This window comes from Mesorhizobium sp. M0037 (assembly GCF_040323635.1).
Lineage (GTDB): Bacteria > Pseudomonadota > Alphaproteobacteria > Rhizobiales > Rhizobiaceae > Mesorhizobium.
In genome coordinates, this window is record NZ_JAMYVB010000006.1 from 189,120 (window position 1) to 210,990 (window position 21,871).

Annotated in this window: 18 protein-coding genes; 8 read left to right on the plus strand and 10 right to left on the minus strand. The window is 64.7% G+C overall.

The annotated features are described in order from the left end of the window. Positions 1-83: 83 nt before the first annotated feature. Positions 84-569: a DUF2852 domain-containing protein gene (locus tag NKJ78_RS12455; protein WP_023672286.1), complete on the plus strand. Its 486-nt coding sequence runs from the start codon at positions 84-86 to the stop codon at positions 567-569. 198 nt (positions 570-767) lie between these two features. Next, positions 768-1,526, plus strand: a complete 759-nt coding sequence (locus NKJ78_RS12460; protein ID WP_023693065.1) for a M48 family metallopeptidase — start codon at positions 768-770, stop codon at positions 1,524-1,526. A gap of 18 nt (positions 1,527-1,544) precedes the next feature. Here the strand turns inward: NKJ78_RS12460 and NKJ78_RS12465 are convergent, their stop codons facing one another. Beyond that, complete coding sequence (locus NKJ78_RS12465) at positions 1,545-1,763, minus strand: hypothetical protein (protein WP_023672288.1); 219 nt, start codon at positions 1,761-1,763, stop codon at positions 1,545-1,547. Positions 1,764-1,872: 109 nt separating this feature from the next. Between NKJ78_RS12465 and NKJ78_RS12470 the strand changes: the two genes are divergently transcribed. From NKJ78_RS12470 to NKJ78_RS12495, 6 genes are all read left to right on the plus strand, one after another. Further along, positions 1,873-2,532: a phosphoribosylanthranilate isomerase gene (locus NKJ78_RS12470; RefSeq protein ID WP_352459990.1), complete on the plus strand. Its 660-nt coding sequence runs from the start codon at positions 1,873-1,875 to the stop codon at positions 2,530-2,532. 28 nt (positions 2,533-2,560) lie between these two features. Beyond that, positions 2,561-3,811 (plus strand): tryptophan synthase subunit beta, encoded by a 1,251-nt coding sequence (gene trpB / locus NKJ78_RS12475; RefSeq protein ID WP_352459989.1) that lies wholly within the window; start codon positions 2,561-2,563, stop codon positions 3,809-3,811. Between the two features lie 2 nt (positions 3,812-3,813). Further along, positions 3,814-4,653, plus strand: a complete 840-nt coding sequence (gene trpA, locus NKJ78_RS12480; RefSeq protein ID WP_352459988.1) for a tryptophan synthase subunit alpha — start codon at positions 3,814-3,816, stop codon at positions 4,651-4,653. Between the two features lie 48 nt (positions 4,654-4,701). Continuing rightward, positions 4,702-5,628, plus strand: a complete 927-nt coding sequence (gene accD, locus NKJ78_RS12485) for an acetyl-CoA carboxylase, carboxyltransferase subunit beta (RefSeq protein ID WP_023748272.1) — start codon at positions 4,702-4,704, stop codon at positions 5,626-5,628. 62 nt (positions 5,629-5,690) lie between these two features. Then, positions 5,691-7,016, plus strand: coding sequence for a bifunctional folylpolyglutamate synthase/dihydrofolate synthase (locus tag NKJ78_RS12490; RefSeq protein ID WP_352459987.1), 1,326 nt, complete (start codon positions 5,691-5,693; stop codon positions 7,014-7,016). 26 nt (positions 7,017-7,042) lie between these two features. Then, positions 7,043-7,462, plus strand: coding sequence for a VOC family protein (locus tag NKJ78_RS12495; protein WP_352459986.1), 420 nt, complete (start codon positions 7,043-7,045; stop codon positions 7,460-7,462). 22 nt (positions 7,463-7,484) lie between these two features. Here the strand turns inward: NKJ78_RS12495 and NKJ78_RS12500 are convergent, their stop codons facing one another. From NKJ78_RS12500 to ahcY, 9 genes are all read right to left on the minus strand, one after another. Then, complete coding sequence (locus NKJ78_RS12500; protein WP_352459985.1) at positions 7,485-7,733, minus strand: plasmid stabilization protein; 249 nt, start codon at positions 7,731-7,733, stop codon at positions 7,485-7,487. 72 nt (positions 7,734-7,805) lie between these two features. Then, a complete protein-coding gene (locus tag NKJ78_RS12505; protein ID WP_352459984.1) occupies positions 7,806-8,087 on the minus strand; it encodes a cupin domain-containing protein in 282 nt (93 codons plus the stop codon). A gap of 131 nt (positions 8,088-8,218) precedes the next feature. Then, complete coding sequence (trxA, locus tag NKJ78_RS12510; RefSeq protein ID WP_023672297.1) at positions 8,219-8,542, minus strand: thioredoxin; 324 nt, start codon at positions 8,540-8,542, stop codon at positions 8,219-8,221. A 73-nt stretch (positions 8,543-8,615) separates the two neighbouring features. After that, entirely contained in the window at positions 8,616-12,134 is a 3,519-nt protein-coding gene (gene addA / locus NKJ78_RS12515; RefSeq protein WP_352459983.1) for a double-strand break repair helicase AddA, read from the minus strand. After that, positions 12,131-15,268 (minus strand): double-strand break repair protein AddB, encoded by a 3,138-nt coding sequence (addB, locus tag NKJ78_RS12520; protein ID WP_352459982.1) that lies wholly within the window; start codon positions 15,266-15,268, stop codon positions 12,131-12,133. Before addB ends, addA begins: the two co-directional genes overlap by 4 nt. After that, complete coding sequence (locus tag NKJ78_RS12525) at positions 15,265-15,969, minus strand: nucleotidyltransferase family protein (RefSeq protein WP_352460028.1); 705 nt, start codon at positions 15,967-15,969, stop codon at positions 15,265-15,267. The genes addB and NKJ78_RS12525 overlap by 4 nt, the downstream gene beginning before the upstream one ends. 14 nt (positions 15,970-15,983) lie before the next feature. Then, positions 15,984-17,495 carry a tRNA (adenosine(37)-N6)-threonylcarbamoyltransferase complex ATPase subunit type 1 TsaE gene (gene tsaE / locus NKJ78_RS12530; RefSeq protein ID WP_352562467.1) on the minus strand — a complete coding sequence of 504 codons (1,512 nt, stop codon included), beginning with the start codon at positions 17,493-17,495 and terminating at the stop codon, positions 15,984-15,986. An 8-nt stretch (positions 17,496-17,503) separates the two neighbouring features. Further along, on the minus strand, positions 17,504-20,068 hold the full coding sequence (locus NKJ78_RS12535) for a sensor histidine kinase (protein ID WP_023739754.1): 2,565 nt from the start codon (positions 20,066-20,068) through the stop codon (positions 17,504-17,506). 309 nt (positions 20,069-20,377) lie between these two features. Beyond that, a complete protein-coding gene (gene ahcY, locus NKJ78_RS12540) occupies positions 20,378-21,778 on the minus strand; it encodes an adenosylhomocysteinase (protein ID WP_023681401.1) in 1,401 nt (466 codons plus the stop codon). Between the last annotated feature and the right edge of the window lie 93 nt (positions 21,779-21,871).

The window sequence follows — 21,871 nt, forward strand, 5'->3', positions numbered from 1 at the left end:
TGTCTTGAATCGCCGTTTTTCTCATCCCATTTCGAATCCACGCAGCCGCTCTTGGCTGTCTCCAACCGAAGGAATGGGAGAAAATGAACACATCCGCATTGATCCGCCCGGCCTGGACGCCGGCGACCATCGCGCTGATGGTGATCGGCTTCATGGTGTTCTGGCCGCTTGGCTTCGCCATGCTCGCCTACATCATCTGGGGCGACCGGCTTGACGGCTTCAAGCGCGACGTCAACCGCGCCACGGACGGCATCTTCGCCGGCTGCCGCCGCGGTTCCGACAAGGCCGCGCGCTGGGGCCACGGTTCGGCCCGCACCGGCAATGTCGCTTTCGACGACTGGCGCGAGAAGGAACTCGAACGCCTCGCCGAAGAGCGTCGCAAGCTCGACGAGATGCTGAGCGAGTTCGATGAGTACGCCCGCGAATTGCGCCGCGCCAAGGACCAGGACGAGTTCGACCGCTTCATGGCCAACCGCAACAAGTCAACGGCGCCTGCGAAAACAGGCTCGGCCGAAACGGCCAAGCCCGCGACCCCCAAGCGCAAGGGCCCGAACCTGCTTGACGACTGAGGCTGCGCTCATGACCCCGAAAATCGAAACCGATTTTCGGAAAGGTTCATGCGCCAAATTAGAGTGCTACAGCGTCCTTTGCGCGTCAGAGACGCGCGGCGCTGTAGGACAGGCCTTGGCATGATGGACGGCGTCGCGCGAGCGGCGCCGTTTCTTTTTTGTTCTGGTCGTTTTCCTCGAATCGCGTATCGTTCAGCCATGTCCTTCGGCTTTTTCCGCAACCTGACCAAACCAAAACCCTCGCCTGTCGAAGAGCGAGAGCACGTCGTTGCCGGCCGCACACTGCCGCTCAGGATCGTCGAGAGCGCCCGCGCACGGCGGCTGACGCTGCGCATCGATTCGGGCGGCCAGGGGCTGCGCATCACCGTGCCGCCGGGCCTGCGCCGCGGCGAGGTGGAGAAATTCCTTCACCGCCACCAGGGCTGGCTGGAGCAGCGTCTGGCCAAGGTCCCGACACGGCCGCAAGTGCGCCCCGGCATCAAGATCCCGATACGCGGCGTCGCGCATCGCATCGTCCACGAACCGTCGAAACGCGGCACCGTCACCGTGTCGCGCGACGAGCGCGGTCCGCTGCTGATCGTCCATGGCGAGCGCATACATTTGCCGCGCCGCATCGCCGATTTCCTCAAGCGCGAGGCCAAGAAGGACATCGAGAAGCTGGTGGTCAAGCATACCGAGGCCATCGGCAAGCGCGCCAAGGCGATCCGCTTCAAGGACACGTCGAGCCGCTGGGGCTCCTGCACTTCCGACGGCAATTTGTCCTTCTCATGGCGCATCATGATGGCGCCGACGCCGGTGATAAACTACCTGGTCGCGCATGAGGTGGCGCATCTCAAGGAGATGAACCACGGCCCGAAATTCTGGAAACTGTGCGAGCAGCTCTGCCCGGACACCGACCGCTGCAAGGACTGGCTGAAGCGGAATGGTGGGGCATTGCAGGCGATTGTGTTCGATTAGCCTGCGCCAGCGCCGCGCTTAGTCATCATTGGCCGCATTAAGCTCTTCAGGCCGCAGCCCCTCGTCGCCATGGCGCGGCCATGGCAGAAAATTCTGCTCGAACGCATCGCTGCCGAAATAATCCAGGACCCGGTGCGCTTCCGCCCCGTCGAAGGCGGCCTTTTGCATCAGATGGGCGATGACGTCGCGCGCTTGCGCAATCTTCTGCCTGAGTTCGGCTATGCTCTGGTCGGCCATTCGTCTGCTCCGCCTTGCTTCTCCCATCAATAGGTAGCGCCTTTGGCGTTGCCGGCAAACAGCATGCTTTTTCTCGACTCTTGGGCGGTTTCGTGTAAAGCCCCGCGCCATGGCGCTCGATATCAAGATCTGCGGATTGAAGACCGATGATGCAATGGCCGCGGCATTGGCCGGCGGCGCCAGCCATGTCGGCTTCATCTTCTTTGCTAAAAGCCCGCGCTATATCGAGCCTGCGGCAGCCGGCCGCCTGCGCCAGGCGGCAATCGGCAAGGCCAGGGCGGTCGCCGTGACGGTCGATGCCGATGACGCGTTCCTGGATGAGATCGTCGCCAAAATGCGCCCCGACATGCTGCAACTGCACGGCACGGAGACGCCCGAGCGGGTGGCCGAGGTGAAAGCTCGCTACGGCCTGCCTGTCATGAAGGTGTTCTCCGTCAGTGAGGTAGCCGATCTCGAGCGGCTAAAGCCGTTCATCGGCGTTGCCGATCGCTTCATGTTCGATGCCAAGCCACCAAAGGGCTCGCAACTTCCGGGCGGCAATGGCGTCGCCTTTGACTGGCGGATCCTGGCCGGCCTTGACGTCGGGCTCGATTACATGCTTTCCGGTGGGCTCAATGCCGCCAATATCGGCGACGCCCTGAGATCAGCCAATCCGCCCGCAATAGACATTTCGTCGGGGGTGGAAAGCGCTCCAGGCGTCAAGGATCCGGCGCTGATCGAGCAGTTTTTCCGGGCCGTCATGGCCGCGCGCGACGACCGCGCCGCCTGAACAATTTTTTCGAACCAGGAGATCGGCGATGAACAAGCCGGCGACACCCAATTCCTTCCGCACCGGACCCGACGAACAGGGCATGTTCGGCATCTTCGGCGGCCGCTTCGTCGCCGAGACGCTGATGCCGCTGATCCTCGACCTGGAGCGGCACTGGAACGAGGTCAAGAACGATCCGGATTTCAAGGCCGAATTGACCGACCTCTCGACCCACTATGCCGGGCGGCCGTCGAAGCTCTATTTCGCTGAAGGCCTGACCAGACATCTTCGGGAGGTTTCCTCGGCGAAGGGCCTCGGGGGCGGCGCAAAAGTCTATTTCAAGCGCGAGGACCTGAACCACACCGGTTCGCACAAGATCAACAATTGCCTCGGCCAGATCCTGCTGGCCAAGCGCATGGGCAAGAAGCGCATCATCGCCGAGACGGGTGCGGGCCAGCACGGCGTGGCGGCAGCCACGGTCGCGGCGCGCTTCGGTTTCCCCTGCGTCGTTTATATGGGCGCTACCGATGTCGCCCGCCAAAGCCCCAATGTGTTCCGCATGAAGCTGCTCGGCGCCGAAGTGCGGCCGGTGACCGCCGGTCACGGCACGCTGAAGGACGCCATGAACGAAGCGTTGCGCGACTGGGTCACCAATGTCGAGGATACCTATTACCTGATCGGCACCGCCGCAGGCCCGCATCCCTATCCGGAGCTGGTGCGCGACTTCCAGTCGGTGATCGGCATCGAGGCGCGGGCCCAGATCCTCGAACAGGAAGGCCGGTTGCCCGACACCATCATCGCGGCTGTCGGCGGCGGTTCCAACGCCATCGGCCTGTTCCATCCCTTCCTCGACGACAGGCAAGTCCGGATCATCGGCATCGAAGCCGGCGGCCGCGGCCTCGACGGCATCGATCATTGCGCCTCGATGAATGCCGGCGCGCCGGGCGTGCTGCACGGCAACCGCACCTATCTCCTGCAGAACTCCGATGGCCAGATCCTGGACGGTCATTCGATCTCGGCCGGCCTCGACTATCCCGGCGTCGGCCCCGAACATTCCTGGCTGCGCGATTCCGGCCGCGTCGAATATGTGCCGATCCTCGACCACGAGGCGCTGGAAGCCTTCAAGCTGACGACGCGCGTCGAAGGCATCATCCCGGCGCTGGAATCCGCGCACGCCATCGCCCATGCGGTGAAGATCGTGCCTGATATGGACAAGGACCAGATCGTCATCGTCAACCTGTCGGGACGCGGCGACAAGGATGTGCACACAGTGGCCTCGATGCTGGGCATGGAGATCTGATCATGGTGACCCGCATCGACCGCCGCATGGCAAAACTGAAAGCCGAGGGCCGCCCGGCGCTCGTCACCTATTTCATGAGCGGCGACCCCGACTATGACACCGCTTTGTCGATCATGAAGGCGCTGCCCAAGGCCGGCGCCGACATCATCGAAATGGGTATGCCGTTTTCCGACCCGATGGCCGATGGACCGGCGATCCAGGCCGCCGGCCTGCGGGCGCTGAAAGGTGGCCAGACCCTGGTCAAGACGCTGAAGACGGCGGCTGATTTCCGCGCCATCGACAATGAAACGCCGATCGTGCTGATGGGCTACTACAACCCGATCTACATCTACGGTGTCGATCGCTTCCTCAAGGACGCGATCGCCAGCGGTATTGACGGGCTGATCGTCGTCGACCTGCCACCGGAGATGGACGAAGAACTCTGCATTCCGGCGCTGAAGGCCGGCATCAACTTCATCCGCCTGGCCACGCCGACCACCGACGACAAGCGCCTGCCCAAGGTGCTGCAGAACACGTCGGGCTTCGTCTATTACGTGTCGATGACCGGCATCACCGGCTCGGCTTTGGCCGACACCGGCAAGGTTGCCGCCGCGGTCAAGCGCATCAAGGGCCATACCGACCTGCCGGTCTGTGTCGGCTTCGGCGTCAAGACCGCCGAGCAGGCGCGCATCATCGGCGCCAATGCCGACGGCGTCGTCGTCGGCACCGCGATCGTCAATGCGGTGGCCAATGTGCTGGGGCCGAAGGGCGAGAAGACCGCCGACCCGGCCGAAGCCGTCGCCACGCTGGTCAGCGGCCTGGCGCAAGGTGTGCGTTCGGCCCGCCTTGCTGCTGCCGAATAGTTTCCCTACCCTTTTACCTGACTCTTCGTCAGGACAGGAACCGAAGCGATGAACTGGATCACCAACTACGTTCGCCCGAGGATCAATTCGATGCTCGGTCGGCGCACCGACATGCCCGAGAATCTCTGGATCAAGGATCCCGAGACCGGCGAGATGGTGTTCCACAAGGACCTGGAATCCAACCAGTTCGTCATCCCGTCATCGGGCCATCACATGAAGATTTCGGCCAAGGAACGGCTGAAATTCTTCCTAGACGACGGCAAATACGAGCAGCTTGAGAACCCCAAGGTCGTGCAGGACCCGCTCAAGTTCCGCGACGAGAAGCGCTACACAGACCGGCTGAAGGACGCCAAGGCCAAGACCGGCCTGGAAGACGCCATCATCAACGCGCTGGGCACGGTCGAAGGTCTGCCGGTTGTGGTGACGGTGCAGGATTTCGCCTTCATGGGCGGCTCGCTCGGCATGGCCGCGGGTGACGCTATTGTGCACGGTTTCGAGGTCGCCTTGCAGCGCAAGCGGCCGCTGATCCTGTTTGCCGCCTCCGGTGGCGCGCGTATGCAAGAAGGCATCCTGTCCCTGATGCAATTGCCACGCACCACGATCGGCGTCGACCGGCTGAAGGAAGCCGGCCTGCCATACATCGTCGTCTTGACCAACCCGACCACCGGCGGCGTCACCGCCTCCTACGCCATGCTGGGCGACGTGCATATCGCCGAGCCCGGCGCGCTGATCGGCTTCGCCGGCCCTCGCGTCATCGAGCAGACCATCCGGGAGAAACTGCCGGACGGTTTCCAGCGCTCCGAATATCTGATGGAGCACGGCATGGTCGATATGGTGGTGTCGCGGCTGGAACTGCGCGAGACGATTTCACGGCTGTTGAAAATCCTGCTCAAACTGCCGCAGGAGCAAAAGCCGCTGGAGCCGGAAATCCTGCCGCCGTCGGTCATCCCGACGGAAGCCCGCCCGCAGGCCTGACGCGACATTTCTGGCCGCAAACCGCGATTGCGTGCACCTGCGCGCATGCGTAGGATTCGCTCATGACAACGCTTGCCGCAGATCGTGAAATCGAAGCCCTGATGGCGCTGCATCCGAAAGGCTTCGACCTTTCGCTCGACCGCATCACAAGGCTGCTCGAACGCCTCGGCAATCCGCAGGAGCGGCTGCCGCCGGTCATCCATATCGCCGGCACCAACGGTAAGGGCTCGTGCGCGGCCTTTTCGCGCGCGCTGCTCGAAGCCGGCGGCCACCTTGTCCATGTCCACACTTCGCCGCATCTGGTGAACTGGGCCGAGCGCTACCGACTGGCGGCCGAAGGCGGCGGCCGGCTGGTCGACGACGAGACCTTCGCCGAGGCCATCGCCCGCGTCGCCCGGGCCAATCAAGGCCAGAAGATCACCGTCTTCGAAATCCTAACCGCCGTCACCTTCATCCTGTTTTCCGAACATCCGGCTGCCGCCGCCATCATCGAGGTCGGCCTTGGCGGCCGCTTCGACGCCACCAATGTCGTTGCCCGGCCGGCGGTGTCGGTGATCATGCCGGTGTCGATGGATCACGAAGCCTATCTCGGCGACCGGGTCGAACTGATCGCCGCGGAAAAGGCCGGCATCATGAAGCGCGGCTGCCCGGTGGTGATCGGAGCGCAGGAGAGCGAGACGGCACTGCAAGTGCTGATCGAAACCGCCGAGCGCCTGGATTGCCCGACCTTCGTCTACGGACAGGATTTTCTCGCCTTCGAGGAGAACGGCCGCATGGTCTATCAGGATGAGGACGGGCTGATGGACCTGCCGCCGCCGCGCCTGCCCGGGCGCCACCAGTTCGCCAATGCGGCGGCAGCGATTGCCGCGGTCAAGGCCGCCGGTTTCGAAATCAGTCATCGCGCCACTGAGAAGGCGATGGCGAGCGTCGCATGGCCGGGCCGCATGCAGAAACTGGTACAGGGCCGGCTGATGGAGCTGGCGCCCAAGGGCGCCGACATCTGGCTCGACGGCGGCCACAATCCGGGCGCCGGCATGGTCATTGCCGAGGCGCTGGCCGAGCAGGAGGAAAAGAACCCGCGGCCGCTGTTTCTGATCTCCGGCATGATCAACACCAAGGACCAGAGCGGCTACTTCCACGCCTTCAAGGGCCTGGCTCGGCACGTCTACACCGTGCCGGTGAGCATGAGCGATGCCGGCGTGCCGAATGACGAGCTGGCGGTGCGGGCGACCGAAGCCGGCCTCACGGCCGAACCGGTCAGTTCCGTCGCCAGTGCGCTGATGCTGCTGCGCGACACCTGGGACGGGCCGGCGCCACGCATCCTGATCGGCGGGTCGTTATATCTCGCCGGCGCGGTGCTGGCCGAAAACGGCACGCCGCCGACCTGAAGCCATTTCACTGCGAGGAGCCCATCATGATCAAGGTCAAGCAGCTCGCCCATGTCTGCATCTTCGCGCATGATCTGGAGGCGACGCGAAACTTCTACCGCGACGTGCTTGGCCTCGACACGCAGTTCAATTTCCTGCGCGACGGCAAGGTCTTCGGCTTCTACCTCAATTGCGGCGGCCGCAGCCATATCGAGGTGTTCCAGAAGGACGGCACTGCATATAGCGAGCAGAACCAGATCAATCATTTCTGCCTTGAGGTCGAAGATCTAGACGCGGCGATCGCCCACATCAAATCGAAGAGCATCGACGTTACCGCCAAGAAGCATGCCTGCGACGACACCTTTCAGGCCTGGATCCGAGATCCCAACGGCGTGAAGATCGAGCTGTTCGAATACACCGCAAAAAGCGCGCAATTCGCCGGCGGCGACCGCATCGCCGACTGGTGAGCTGTGTTGGTGTCGACGAGGATCAAAGCTCCGGCCCTGTATGGACCTTGCGGCTTTTCCGGATGATTTCTTCCAGATCGATATCCGCGCCACTGCTTGCCGTCAGGCGGGAGTAGAAGGTGGACGCCGGTTCTCGCCCCGCCTCCTGAATCTCATAGGATTCAAGCGCGCGTTCGACGATATCCGCTATCGAGCGGTTTTCGCGATGAGCAAGACGATGCGCAAGATCTCGTGCTTTTGCGCTGCGGACGGAAAGCCGGGGTTCGGCCATTTCAAAATACCTTCGAGAAAATATATCCCCCATTTAGGACGAGCCATCAAGATGGCAGAGGATGGCAAGCGATCACCTTAGCTCAATCTCGATGAAGGCATACTCGCCGTCATTGGCGCTAATGACGTCGTGTTCGACGCCCTCCTTTCGGAAATAGGGCGCACCCTTCTTCATCTCGGCGAAGCTCTCGCCGTCCTTGGTCACCAGCCTCACCTTGCCGTCCATCAGCGGCACCACGACATAGTCGTGGCCGTGGCGATGCCAGCCGGTGTTGTCGCCGGGCTGGAACCGATACTCGGTGACGATAACGCGCTCGTTGTCGATGAAGACGGTGGCCTTGGCGGATCCGGTCATTCTGTCTCTCCTGTCCAGCCTCAAGCAAAAGACATGGAGCCTTCAGGCGCGAGGGCCAGAGAGGTCAGGCGATAACGCCAAAGAAAAGCCCGGCGCGAGGGCCGGGCTTAACTTCTGAAATTCCTACAGGGTCAGGCGAGGCTGCCATTGATCCAATGCGACAGCGCGGTCTTCGGCGCGGCGCCGACCTTCATGTCGGCGACTTCGCCGCCTTTGAAGATCATCAGCGTCGGGATCGAGCGCACCCCGAACTGCGCGGCAAGCTCGGGGTTCTCGTCGATGTTCAGCTTGGCGATCTTGATCTTGTCGCCGAGCTCATTGGCGATCTCTTCCAGCGACGGACCGATCATCTTGCAGGGGCCGCACCATTCGGCCCAGAAATCCACGACGACGGGCTGCGAGGCGTTGAGCACATCGGCCTGGAAATTGCTCTTGTCGACCTTGACGGTGGCCATGCGAAAATCCTTTCGAAATTTATCTCGCACCAAATGTGGTGGTTGAGCAGCCCTTCTTCAAGCAGAACTTGTGTCACGCTCCCGCGAGTCGGGCAAGGGCGTCATCCATCGCCTGCGCCGGCAGTTCGATCAGCCTCGGCGCTTCGGTGAACAGCAGCGCCGCCGTCACCGCGCGGCCGGGGTAAAGCGGCTGGAGCAGCGCGCGGTAGAGCGCCAGCTGCAGTATATAGGCCGGCGGCACCTGGGCCAGGCCTGCGGGCGCCGGCCGGTTGGTCTTGTAGTCGACGATCGATACGCGCTCGGGCGTCACCGCCAGCCGGTCGATCTTGCCCGAGATCGAGCGCAGTCTGCCTTTGACTTCGAGGCTGCCCATGACCGCCACTTCAGCGCGTGACGAGGGCGAAAACAGCCCGGCAAAGCGAGAATCTCCGAGGATCGCCATCACCGAGGCCAGCGCCTTGTTACGCTCGGCCTCGGGCCAGTCGGCGCCGGCTCGAATGAGATACTGCGCCGCCGCGCCTTGCCGTTCGTCCTCGGGGAAGCCGGGCAGCATCTGCAGCAATTTGTGCAGCGCCAGCCCGCGCATCACCGCAAAGCCCGGCTCCGCCTCGCTGTCCAGCACCGGCGAGCGGGTATCGACAACAGCTTCCTTGCCTTCGTCGATCAGCGCCGACGCGCCGGAAGGCGACAGCGGGCGCGGCAGCTCCTCATAAGGCGGCAAGGGCCGGAACAAGCCCACCGGCAGCGGCGGCACCTGTTGCGGCAGCCGCGACTCGTCGGCTGCCGCGGGCGCCACCGCCGGCAGCTTGGTCATGACGAAGCGGTGCACCGGCTCGCCGCTGGCGGGATGGCGGCGCTCCGTGCTTTCCGGCGCGGCAAGCAGCGCGCGGCTGACAATCGAATGCCAGGTGCCGGTGCTCGGCGAACGCTTGCCGTGATAGCCGCAGACGATCAGCCGGTCCTCGGCGCGCGTCATGCCGACATAGAGCAGCCGGCGGTATTCGTCGTCGGCAAGCTCCCGCGCCCTGGCCGAGGCCGCCTTGGAGAAGCCGTTCGCGACATCGGCGGCCGAGCGCCAGAGATAGCCCTTGCCGTCGAAATTGCGGCCCGAAGCGTCGAACGGCATCAGCCGCGGCAGATGCTGGTCGCTGAACGGCGCCGAACCGCCATCGACCAGGAAGACAACAGGCGCTTCCAGGCCCTTGGCGGCATGCACGGTCATGACGCGGACCTCGTCGCGCGTCTGGTCCATTTCGCGCTTGATCTCCGGGCCGGTGTTCTCCAGCGTCGCCAGAAAGGCTTCCAGCCCCGGCAGTCCGGTGCGTTCCCCGGCCAGGCAGAAACTCAGGAATTCGTCGAGGATGTCGCCGGCTTCCGGTCCAAGCCGGGCGATCATCTTCTTGCGCAGGCCGTCGCGCGCCAGCACCCCGGCGTAGAATTCGAACACCGGCCGGAACGCCGCCTCGTTGGCCCAGCCGTCGAGCCGGGCAACGACATCGGTCAGCGCGGTATTGTCGCCAGCATGCTGGCGTAATGAGGCGATCAGCGATGTTCCGGCTGGCCGTCCGGCGCCAAGCGTAAAAAGCGTCTCCTCCGACACGTCGAAAACCGGGCTGCGCAGCACGGCGGCGAGCGACAGGTCATCCTGCGGCTGGATGAGGAAATGGCCGAGTGCGATCAGGTCCTTGACCGCGATATGGCCGGGCAGGCTCAGCCGGTCGGCGCCGGCGACGGGAATATCGCGGTCCTTCAGCGCGCGCGACAGCGCATGGACGAAGCGGTCGCGCTTGCGCACCAGCACAAGAATGTCGCCGGCCCTCAGCCTGCGTCCCTTGCCCTCGATGATCTCGCGGTCCTTGAGCCAGGTCTGGATGGTCGCAGCCACATGCTCGGCCACCCGCACAGCCGGCGCGCTGGCATGGTTGACCGGCAACGTCCAGTCGTCGGGCTCCTCGACGGCGTCAGCGCCGAGCGACGGCCAGACCTCGACATAGCCAGGCGCGTCGTTGCGGATCGCCTTGTGGTCGAGCGGATCGGGGTCATGGCTGATGCCGCGCCGCACGCCCGGATCGGCAAAGACGCGGTCGACGGCGGCAAGCACGTCGTCGGCCGACCGGAACGACCAGGTCAGTTTCAGGTCGGCAAACGAAGCATTGGCGGCGTTCACGCGTCCGGAAAACAAGAGCCGGCTGTCGGCGAAGGAATCCGGCGCGGCACCCTGAAAGGAATAGATCGACTGCTTTTCGTCGCCGACGGCGAACACCGTGCGATTGGTCGTGCCGCGCTGGCCGTGGCCGGCAAAGAACTCCTCCGCCAGCCGCTTCACCACCTCCCATTGGTCGGGGCTGGTGTCCTGCGCCTCGTCGAGCAGGATGTGATCGATGCCTTGGTCGAGCTTGTACTGCACCCAGGGGCCGGCATCGGGCCGCGCCAGAAGGTTGACGGTGCGGGTGATGAGGTCGTTGAAATCGAGAAAGCCGCGGCTGCGCTTCAGGCGCTCGTAGCGCACGATCAGCCAGTCGGCTATGGTCAACGCCGCGACCGTGCCTACCAGCATCCGGAACAGCGCCAGCCGGTCGGAGACGTCTGTTATCGACTTGACGGCCGCCAGATAGCGCTCGGGAAGGTCGGGCAGCCGGCCGAGCAGCGCCTTCTTGAACAACTTTGAGGGATCATAGGGGTCGCCATCGGCCTTGAGAAAGGCTTTGCCGAGCATCTGCAGCCGGCGGGTCGGGTCCGTCTCGGCAAAGGCCAACCGGGCATAGGGCAAGAGATTGTTGAGCACGGTGCGGGCGTCGGCGGCCTCGGCGGCACTGGCGAACACTGCAAAGAAGTCCGGCAGGAAACCCGGCAGCGGCCATACCGATGCCGCTATGTCTTCGGCGCTCTGCCCGGGGCGAAAATGGAATTCGTCGAACAGGGCCTGAAAGCCGCCGCCGTCGCGCCGGACCGCACCGATGAAGCCGCGTAAGCCGTCGCGCTTGCGCACGATTTCGGCGAGCAGCGCATCGAGTCCGTGTTCGCCGCCGCGCTCCAGCACGGTGGCAAAGGCCTCGGCCAGTCCGGTGTCTCCGGCTGACGTGCCCGAAATCATGTCGCGGCGGGCGCCAGCAAACAGCGAGGCCTCCATCTGCGGATCGAGCATTTCGAAATGGGCCGGGATGTTGGCCTCCAGCGGAAACTGGTGCAGCACCGATTCGCAGAAGGCGTGGATGGTCTGGATCTTCAGCCCGCCCGGCGTTTCCAGCGCTTCGGCAAACAGCCGGCGCGCCCGCCGCATCGTGTCGCGGTCGGGTCGGCGGCCGTCCACCGCCTCAATCTTTGTGGCAAGCTCGGCACCGCCGAGCGCCGTCCATTCCGACAGGGTCGAGAACACGCGGTTCGACATGTTGGCGGCGGCCGCCCGCGTATAGGTCAGGCACAGGATCTTCGACGGATCGGTGCCGTTGAGCAGCAGCCGGATGACGCGCTGGGCCAGCACATGCGTCTTGCCCGAGCCGGCATTGGCGGACACCCAGGCCGAGTTCTTCGGGTCGGAGGCGCGCGCCTGGCTGGCGGCGGTTTCGCTGGGGATGGGATAGGTTTTTTTCATGCCTCCCCCGCCTCGTCATCGCTGTCGCCGCCGGCCGACCATTCGAGCACGCGCGCCAGGTGGTCGTAATCGCCATCGCTCTCGCCTTCGCGAAACGGCAGCGCCCGCGACAGATAGCCGGTCGCGGGATCGGCATAGTGAATGAGCAGTTTTTCCAGCCGCGCCCAGGCCTCTTCGGCGAGGTCTTCTGCGGTCCGGGGCTGGCGGTTGTAGTCGAGGATGGATTCCTCGAACACTTCGCCATTCGGCTTCAGCCGCACGAATGCAAGCTGCGAGGGTTCGCGCGCGCCAAGCCCCTTGAAGGCGCCGCGCCGGAGCAGCGCCCCTTCGAGCGCCAGCTGTGGCGCCAGCAGCGTGTGCGCCTGCGCCTTGGATGGCGAGGAGCCGGTCTTGTAATCGAGAATGTCGGCCATGCCACCGGCCAAAAGGTCGACGCGGTCGGCATAGCCGGACAGCGTCACACCGGTACGGCCGACAGCCGTCTTTTCGGCGCGCTCCTCGGCATGCCGCCGGGCGACGGCAGGGGCGCGGCCGCGCTCCCATTCGATGATGTTGGCGGCGAGCTTTTCGAAGCGCGGCCACCACACCGCCTCGACATCGGCGGGTAGGGCAATGTCGGCAAAGCACCTGCGGCCAGCCGAGATGAGTCTCTCCAGAGCTTCCGGCGCGCGCGGGTCGGCAACCTCTGTCGAGAACAGATGCAGGATGTCATGAAACAGCGTGCCGCGCTCGGCCGCACCGGGATCGCGGATCACCGGCTCGAGCGGCAGAAGGCTCAGAATACGCCTTGCATAGACCGCATAGGGGTCGCGGCGCAGCGTCTCGATCTCGGTCACCGAGAAGTGGGTGGGCCGCATGCTCAGCGGCGGTTTCGGCTGCGGTCGCGGCGCGAAATGCTGCCGCTCGCCGGCATCGAGCGCGCGCGCCCAGGCAAGCAATTCGTCGCCGCGCCCGCGCAATGCGGCCGCCGGATTCTTGCCGATGAAGGTGAGGATGCGCTGCAGCCAGCGCGACGGCACCGCCGGTGCGTCGCCGGCTCGGGCGGAGCGCGTCAGCACCACCTTTTTCGCCCCCATCGCCATCTGGAAGTCGTGGGCGGCAAGGCCGATACGGCGCTCCGGCGGCTCGAGATCGATGCCGGTCTTCATCAACCGCGACATGAAGCGATCGCTTTCCGGCTTGCGTGGCCACACGCCCTCGTTCAGCCCGCCAATGACCAGCGTGTCGACATTCTGCAGCCGCGCTTCCAGCGCCCCCCAAATGGCGATGTTGCGGTCGGTGCCTTGCCCGGGCTTGACCGTTTCCGGTGCTACCAGCGCGTCCATCACATCAGGCCATTCGTCGGCCGGGAAGTCGAACGAGGCCGAGGCCGCGACCACACCGCGCAGCAGCTCGGCGAGTTTCTCGCCGGCGTCGCCGGCATAAAATTCAGCCAGGCTGCCCTCCGCCGTGCGGCCGAGATTTTCCAGCGCGGCGACGCTCGCTCTGGTCAACGCGACAAGATCGGCATTCTCTTCACCGCGAAAGGCGGTCAGCGGCGCCAGTGCCGTCACAAGCCGGCTCAGCATATCGCGGGCATCGTCGATGCCGCGCACGCTCAGGCGCGAAAACCAGAAGGGCTGGCGCTTGTCCCCGCTCAGCCCGGCGAGACGCTCCTCGAACAGTGCTGGCAAGGCGGCGATGTCGGGGCGTCCGGTGCCGCCGCGCAGCGCCACGAGTTCGATGAGCTCGGCGGCATGGCGCACGCCGGTGCGCTCAAGTCCGAGCCCGAGCAGCGGATGCTTGAGCAGCGACAAAAGGCCGACGGGATCGCCGGGCCGGAATACCGCTTGAAGTGTGAGCCGCAGCAGGCTGGCGGCAGGCGTGTTGGCGAGCGGCGTGCCGCCGGAATCGTCGGCGATCACGCCGAAGCGCAACAGCTCGGCCGAGACGCGCCGCGCCAGCCCGCGGTCGCCGGTTACGAGCGCTGCCCTTAGTCCCGGCTGTTCCACAGCGATTTTCAGCGCGATGGCGATCGCCGCCGCCTCGTCGCGTTCGCTGGCGGCTTCGACCAGCGTCACATCGGCGAAGGCCTCGGCGATATCCGGGGCGTTGAAGCGTATGCGGGTCTCTGCCCATAATTCCGTGGTCTCGGCCGGACGCAGCGCCTCGCCGACAAGGGCCGCACGGAGCGCCAGTGCGGGCTCGGCGGCGACCACTTCCTCGACATCGCCACGCAGCACGCCAATTTTGCCGATCAGCTTGGCCATGCCGTATTGCGGGTGGCCGAGCAGTGCCGGCCGCGCACCGGGCGCCGCAATCGGGGCAAAAGACGGTTCGTCCAGCATCCCATCGAGCCCGGGCAGCACCACGGCGCCGTTGGGCAGGCCGGCGACCGTGGCAAGCAGTTCAGCCGTGGCGGGAATAGAGCCCGTCGAGCCGGCGGCGATCACCGGGCCTTTGGGCGGGTTGCGTTCCAGCCGCTTCGCCTCGCGCCGGATCAGCGCATTGCGGTGCTCGGCCGGGTTGGAGCGGTCGCGCTCCTCCAGCAATTTCGGCCAGGCCTCGGTGACGATACGGAGGAAATCGAGCGTCACAAGCCACCATCCGGCAAGATTGCCGGTGACCAGATCGGCAAGCCTGGTCCAGTCCGTGCCTTCGGTTTCGATCTCGTCCATCAGCCGGGCGAGGTCACGCGCTAGCCAGATCGCATCGGCGGCGGAGGCCGGCACGACGATCTCTTCGTTGAACATATCAAGGACATGCGCCGGCAAGGTGCGCTTCCAGGCCCGCACCAGCGGCGCCAGTAGCAGCATGCGTTCGATGGCTGCGATCGGCGGCGCCATTTCAAGCTCGGTCGGCGTGCCGGCGTCGAAGGCGGCTTCGTCCTCGTCGAACTCTCCGAGCGGGCGGATGACCGGCAGGATCGCCGAACGGCGGCTCCCTCCCGGTCCCGAAAGCGCGTCGACAAAAGCGCCGCGCAGCGCACGGGCCGCCCGCCGTGTCGGCACATAGATGGTGACATCAGCCAGCGCCAGCGGATCGCCGTCGAACCGGAAGCCGGGCACCAGCCGTCCGGCCAGCAAGGCCTCGGCCAGAGTCGGCAGGAATGGCGCTCCGGGCGGGAGCGAAAGAACGCGGCGCGCGCCGCTCATACCACCTTCGCGAGGGCGTCGGCGGCGGCCGCTTCCGCCTGCGGAATGGCGTCGGGCGTGCCGACGGTGATCCAGCTTCCGCGCATCTGCATGCCGAACAGACGGCCAGAGGCGATTGCCTTGTCGAAATAGGTGTTGAGCGAATGCGCCCCGGCCGGCGCATCCCTGAAGATGGCGGGATTGACGATTGCCGCTCCGGCATAGATCAACCCTGCCGGATCGCCTTTCGAGCGCTGCAGGCCGCCATCGGGCGCCATCAGGAAATCCGTGCCGACACCGTGTCCGGTGGCCGAGTCGAGATCGGTAAGCATCAGCAGAATATCCATTTTCGCGCCGTCCCATGCAAGGGCAAGGCGCTCGAGGCTGGGCTGGCCGCTGTCGATCCAGAACGTATCGGCGTTGATGATGTAGAAGGGGTCGCTGCCCAGCAGCGGCAACGCCTTGACGATGCCACCCGCCGAATTCAGCAGTGCGTCGCGCTCGTCGGAAATGACGATCTTTGGCGCCCGCCTGTGGGCGATATGGGCGACGATCTGGTCCGGTAGATAGTGCACGTTGACGATGGCTTTCTCGACGCCGGCCGCTTCGAGACTGTCCAGCCCCCAGTCGAGCAAGGTCCTGCCGGCGATCCGCACCAGCGGCTTCGGCATGGTGTCGGTGATCGGCCGCATGCGCTTGCCAAGACCAGCCGCCAGCACCATCGCTGTGGTCAAGGTCACGGGAGCCGTTCCTCCAGCAGGCCATGTGCCATGTAAAACTCCTTCAGCTGAGCCAGCGCCGGGTGCGCCAGCGCCCGCCTGAGATAATCGCGGATGCGCGGCAGGTGTCGGAGATAATAGGGCTTGCCGTCGCGCTTTTCGAGCCGCACGAAAATGCCGAGGATCTTCGAATTGCGCTGCGCCGCCATGATCGCATAGGCCTCACGGAAAGCGAGCTCGTCGAAGCCGATGGCGGCGTGGCGCGCAGCGACATAGGCGTCCACGGTCCGCTGCTCGATATCGGGCGAAACGGTGACGCGGGCATCCATGGCCAGCGACGCAACGTCATAGGCCGCAGGACCCATCAGCGCGTCCTGGACGTCGACGATGCCGAGGCGGTCGTGGCCTTTGCGGTCACCGCGCCAGATGATGTTGGGCGAATGGAAGTCGCGCAGCATCAGCGTGTATTCCTGTGTGTCCAGCCGATCGAGAACCGCGTTCCATTCCCTGTGATAGCCGGCGCGTAAAGCCTCGCTTGCCGGGCTGCCGGTCACCATCGGCACATACCAATCGACCAAGAGATCGGCTTCGATCAGCATGGCGTCGCCATCGAACGGCGGCACCTCGTGGAAGACGCCCGGCACGGCCTCCATGCGCTGCGGCCAGGTCTTCCCATGCATCATCGCCAGCAATTCGGCCGCTGCCGCGTAGCGCTCGGCCACCGGCTCATCATTGCCGTCGAGAAAACCTTCCGAGCCCAGATGCTCCAGCAGCAGAAAGCCCCGTTCGAGATCCTCGGCATGGATTTTTGGGACACTGACACCTTGCGACAGCAGCGCCTTGTCGATGGCGACGAAAGCGGTGACCGACTGCGCCGTGTGGGCGATCACGGCATAGGGCTTGCCGTCGCACACCGGCGGCCCCAGCACCAGCCGCGGCGAATTCATCAGCACGCGCGGCGCAAGGCCGGCGAGCGAAACAATCTCGTAAGAGCGCGCCGAGGCGTCGCCGACGAAATGGCGCCGCGCGGCGTCGCCCCAGCCGGCCGTTTCAAGGAAATCACGCATCGCCAGCGATCGCGCCACGCGTTCGAAGGCAACGCCTTGGCCCGATAGTTTCGCCAGGCGGCCTTCGCCCTGATGGACGAGTTCGATCCAGATCGACGTTCTCGGAAGAGCGGCCTCCGCCCGTTCCGGCCACTCGACAAGGGCAGCGCCCTGCAGCAGCGCCTCGTCGAAACCCAGCTCGTCCATCTCGCCGGCCGAGGACAGGCGATAGAGATCGAAATGGTGCACGGGGATGCGCGTGTCGTAGCTTTGCACCAAGGTGAAGGTAGGGCTCGGCACATCGAGGCCGGCATCATCGGCCAGCGCCCTGATCAGGGCCCGCGCCAGCGTCGACTTGCCGGCGCCGAGATCGCCCTTGAGCGCCAGCACGTCGCCCGGCCGCAGCGCCATGGCCAGGTCTTCGCCGAGCCTTGCGGTCGCAGCCTCGTCGGCGAGAAAACGCTCCAGCACAACAACAGTCATCGAGCGCGCTACTCGGCCGCGGCGCGGATGCCCGACGGTGCATCGGGGAAGGTGCAGATGACGGTGGTGCCCTTGTCCTTGCCGGTCTCGATGCGCACGCTGCCGCCGTGCAGCTCGACAAAGCTCTTGACGATCGACAGGCCTAACCCCGCACCGCGCCGGCGCCCGCCATTGGTGCGCGGCTCGAAGCGGCGGAACACCGAATCGAGCAGGTCCGGTGGCATGCCGGGGCCGTTGTCATGGACGGAGAATTCCACACCTTGCTCCAAATGCCGGCAGGCAAGTGTGATAGTGCTCGCCTCCGGCGCGTAATTGGCGGCGTTGCTGAGCAGATTGTAGAGGATCTGGCGAACCCGGGTCTCGTCGCCGTGAAAACTCTTCGGCGCCGCAGCGGCGTCGATCCGGAGCTTGATCGAATGCTCTTGCAGCCGGTCGGCGACCAGTTCGGCCGCGGCCTCGATGGTGCGCTCGACGCTTACTTCCGAAATGTCGAGCTGCATGATGCCGGCGTCGACGGTGGCGAGGTCGAGTATGTCGTTGACGATGGTGAGCAGCACCGAGGATGACGAGCCGACATGCTCGACATATTCGCGCTGCTTTGGGCTGAGCGGCCCGGTCGCCGGCAGCGACAAAAGCTCGGTGAAGCCGATGATGTTGGTCAGTGGCGAGCGCAGCTCGTAGGAGACATGCTGCACGAACTCGTTCTTCAGCTGGTCGGATTTCTGCAGCGCTTCGTTCTTGTCCTTCAGCGCGCGCTCGACATTGACGCTGTCGGTGACGTCCACAAAGGTCATCATCACCTGGCCGTTGGGCAGCGGGATGACGGCGTAGCTGAGCACGGTGCCGTTCTTCAGTTCGGTCTGGCCATGGCGGTCGCGGCGCTCGTCGTCGAAACCGGTGATGGCGGCGACGAACCCGCCCCACGGGCTGTCGACGGCGCGCTGGTCGCTGAGATCGCGGATCGCCGAGACATGGACGTTGGGCTTGATCACATCCTGGCTAAGTCCCCACAGCGCGACAAAGGCCGGGTTCGACAGGCGCAGCCGCCCATCGGGACCGAACACCGCGACGCCTTCGGCCAGATTGTCGAGCGTTTCGCCCTGGACCCGCACCGCCGTCTGGTAGCGGCTTTCCAGGTCCATCTTCTCGGTCAGGTTCTCAAACACCCAGGTCACGCCGCCCTTCGGCTGGGGGTTGGCGACCACGCGGATGGTCTTGCCGTCGGGCAAATGCCACCAATGCTCTTGCGATTCCACCGCGCGGTAGGCGCCAAGCAGGCCTTCTTTCCAACGCCGCCATTCCGGCTGCTCGGCGATCTTGCCTTCGCTGCGCAGCCGGTCGAGCAGCAGCGCATTGTCGGGCGCGCTGTGCAGGAAGCCCGGGTCCAGCCCCCACAGTTTCTGGAACGCCTGGTTGAAGAAGCGCAACTTCTCGTTGGCATCGAAGATCGCCACCGCCGTGTTGAGCTGGTCGAGCGTGTCGGCATGGCTGCGCACCGTGCGCTCATATTCGCCGCGAATGGTTTCGGTGGCGCTGGTGTCGCAGGCAAGGCCGGCCGAGCCGTCCGCACCGGCGAAGTCGGTGACGGCGAACACGCGGCGGTCGCCCTCGATCACTGTCGACAGCGTTTGTTCGAAGATTGGGCGCGATTTGTGCTGCGCGGCGATCTGTTCGCGCGCTTGGGCGCCGAGGAATTCCTTGGCTTCGCGCACGGCGGTCTCGGCGTTCGGTGCCTCGACCGCTCCGGCATAGGCACGGTTGACCCATTTCAGCCGCCCGTCGGTGGCGCGCAGCCAGGCCGGCATCGGCAAGGCGTCGAGCAGGCCGATCATGGTCTCGTAGTCGGCGGCCAGACGCTGGTTCTCGATCTTCAGCCTGGCTTGGCTCCTCTGAGTTTCCGACAGCGAGACGAAGCGCACCAGCACATGCGCGGCGCTCTTGCGGCCATGCACTTCAAGCGGCGCCCCGGCCTGCGATTCGATCACGAGATCAAAGGGTTTCGCTTTCTCGCGCAGACCAGCGACGGCATTTTCGAGCGCCGCCGCCGAGCGCGGCATCAGCCAGCGGCCGAAGGCGAGGAAGGCTGCACGGTCGTCCGGCGCACCGCTTTCCAGCGGCAGCGTGCCGATCAGCTCCGGCTTCTTGTTCTCCGACGCCCAGACGATGACGCGCTGGTCACGCAGATTGAGCAGCGCGTCGGAGCGCTGCAGCGCCGCATTGATGTCGGCAATGCGGGCTCTGAGTTCGACATTCTGCGCCGAGGTGCGGGCTCTTTCGCGGATCAGGAAGATGGCCGAGACCAGTGCCGCGCCCATGACGCCGACGAACATGGCGAGCTGGATGACTTCGACCGCGCTGACCGACAGTCCGGCCTTCTGCGCAATGGCCGGCTCGGCATGGGCGGCAAACGAGGTGAGCGGGCCGGCAAGAGCTGAGGTGGCAAGAAAGCCGGCGGTGCGGGCGCCGACGCGCCTCTTCAGGCCACCGCCTGTCGTGACGGAGCCAGTGCTATCGGAATCGTCATGGCCGCCGGAAACGGCCGATCCCGCGCGAGGCGGGTTTTCCCCCGGCATGTCTTGGTCCTCTTCGCCGCCTGAATGCAAGACCGCCCAGATCAGGATCACGTTTGGTAGAAACGCCCTTCTGACCTAACTCTCTCTTGAAGAGCATGATCTTTTCCGAAAACCGCTTCCCACTTTTCGCTGACGCGGTCCTTCGGTTCGAATCATGCTCTCGATGCGTACGCCGGCCCTCGTCCCCGGCCCACGAATCAGCACAATAGCGCGTGCTGGAATCGGCGTGAAGAATCATCCGCGCAAAAAAGAAGCCGGGCGAAAAGTCAATCGCCCGGCTTCAATATCTAGTGATAAACGCCGCTTCTGTTAATAGCGGTAGTGTTCCGGCTTGAACGGACCCTGCGGGGTCACGCCGATATAGGCGGCCTGTTCGCCGGACAGTTCGGTTAGGCGGGCTCCGAGCTTGTCGAGATGCAGACGCGCCACCTTCTCGTCGAGGTGCTTGGGCAGCACATAGACCTGGTTCTGGTACTGGCCGGGCTTGGTGTAGAGTTCGATCTGCGCCAGCACCTGATTGGTGAACGAGGCCGACATCACGAAGCTCGGATGACCGGTCGCGTTGCCGAGGTTGAGCAGGCGCCCCTCCGACAGCAGGATCATCCGCTTGCCGTCCGGGAAGGTTATCATGTCGACCTGCGGCTTGACGTTGGTCCATTGCAGGTTGCGCAGCGACGCGACCTGGATCTCATTGTCGAAGTGGCCGATATTGCCGACGATCACCATGTCCTTCATCGAGCGCATGTGGTCGAGGGTGACGACATCCTTGTTGCCGGTGGTGGTGATGACGATGTCGGCGGTTGGTGCGGCATCTTCCAGCGTGACGACTTCAAAGCCGTCCATCGCCGCCTGCAGCGCGCAGATCGGATCGACTTCCGTGACCTTGACGCGGGCGCCGGCGCCCTTGAGCGAAGCCGACGAGCCCTTGCCGACGTCGCCATAGCCGCAGACGACCGCAACCTTGCCGGCCATCATGGTGTCGGTGCCGCGGCGGATGCCGTCGACCAGCGATTCCTTGCAGCCATATTTGTTGTCGAACTTCGACTTGGTGACCGAGTCGTTGACGTTGATCGCCGGGAAGGGCAGCAGGCCCTTCTTCTGCAGCTGGTAGAGCCGGTTGACGCCCGTCGTCGTCTCTTCGGTGACGCCGCGAATGGCTTCCTTCTGCTTGGTGAAGAAGCCGGGTGAGGCCTTCAGGCGCTTCTTGACCTGGGCGTAGAAGTATTCCTCTTCCTCGCTCTGCGGGTTGGACAGCACGTCCTCGCCGGCCTCGGCGCGGGCGCCGATCAGTATGTACATGGTGGCGTCGCCGCCATCGTCGAGGATCATGTTGGAGAGGCCGCCATCGGCCCACTGGAAGATCCTGTCGGTGTAGTCCCAATACTCCTCGAGCGACTCGCCCTTGACGGCGAACACCGGGATGCCGGCCTCGGCGATGGCTGCGGCCGCATGGTCCTGGGTCGAGAAGATGTTGCACGAGGCCCAGCGGATATCGGCGCCAAGCGCCTTCAGCGTCTCGATCAGCACCGCAGTCTGGATGGTCATGTGCAGCGAGCCGGTGATGCGCGCACCTTTCAACGGCTTCTTGTCGCCGAATTCCTCGCGGCAGGCCATCAGGCCCGGCATTTCGGTTTCGGCGATATCGAGTTCCTTGCGGCCCCAGCCGGCAAGCGAGATGTCGGCGACCACATAGTCCTTGCTACCTGTCATGGCAGTGCTCCGGTGTGATTTGTCTTCAGAATGCGCCTGCGCCACACGGCGCGTCGAAGGGCGCGGAATGCCGGCCTGACTAGCAGATCGCCG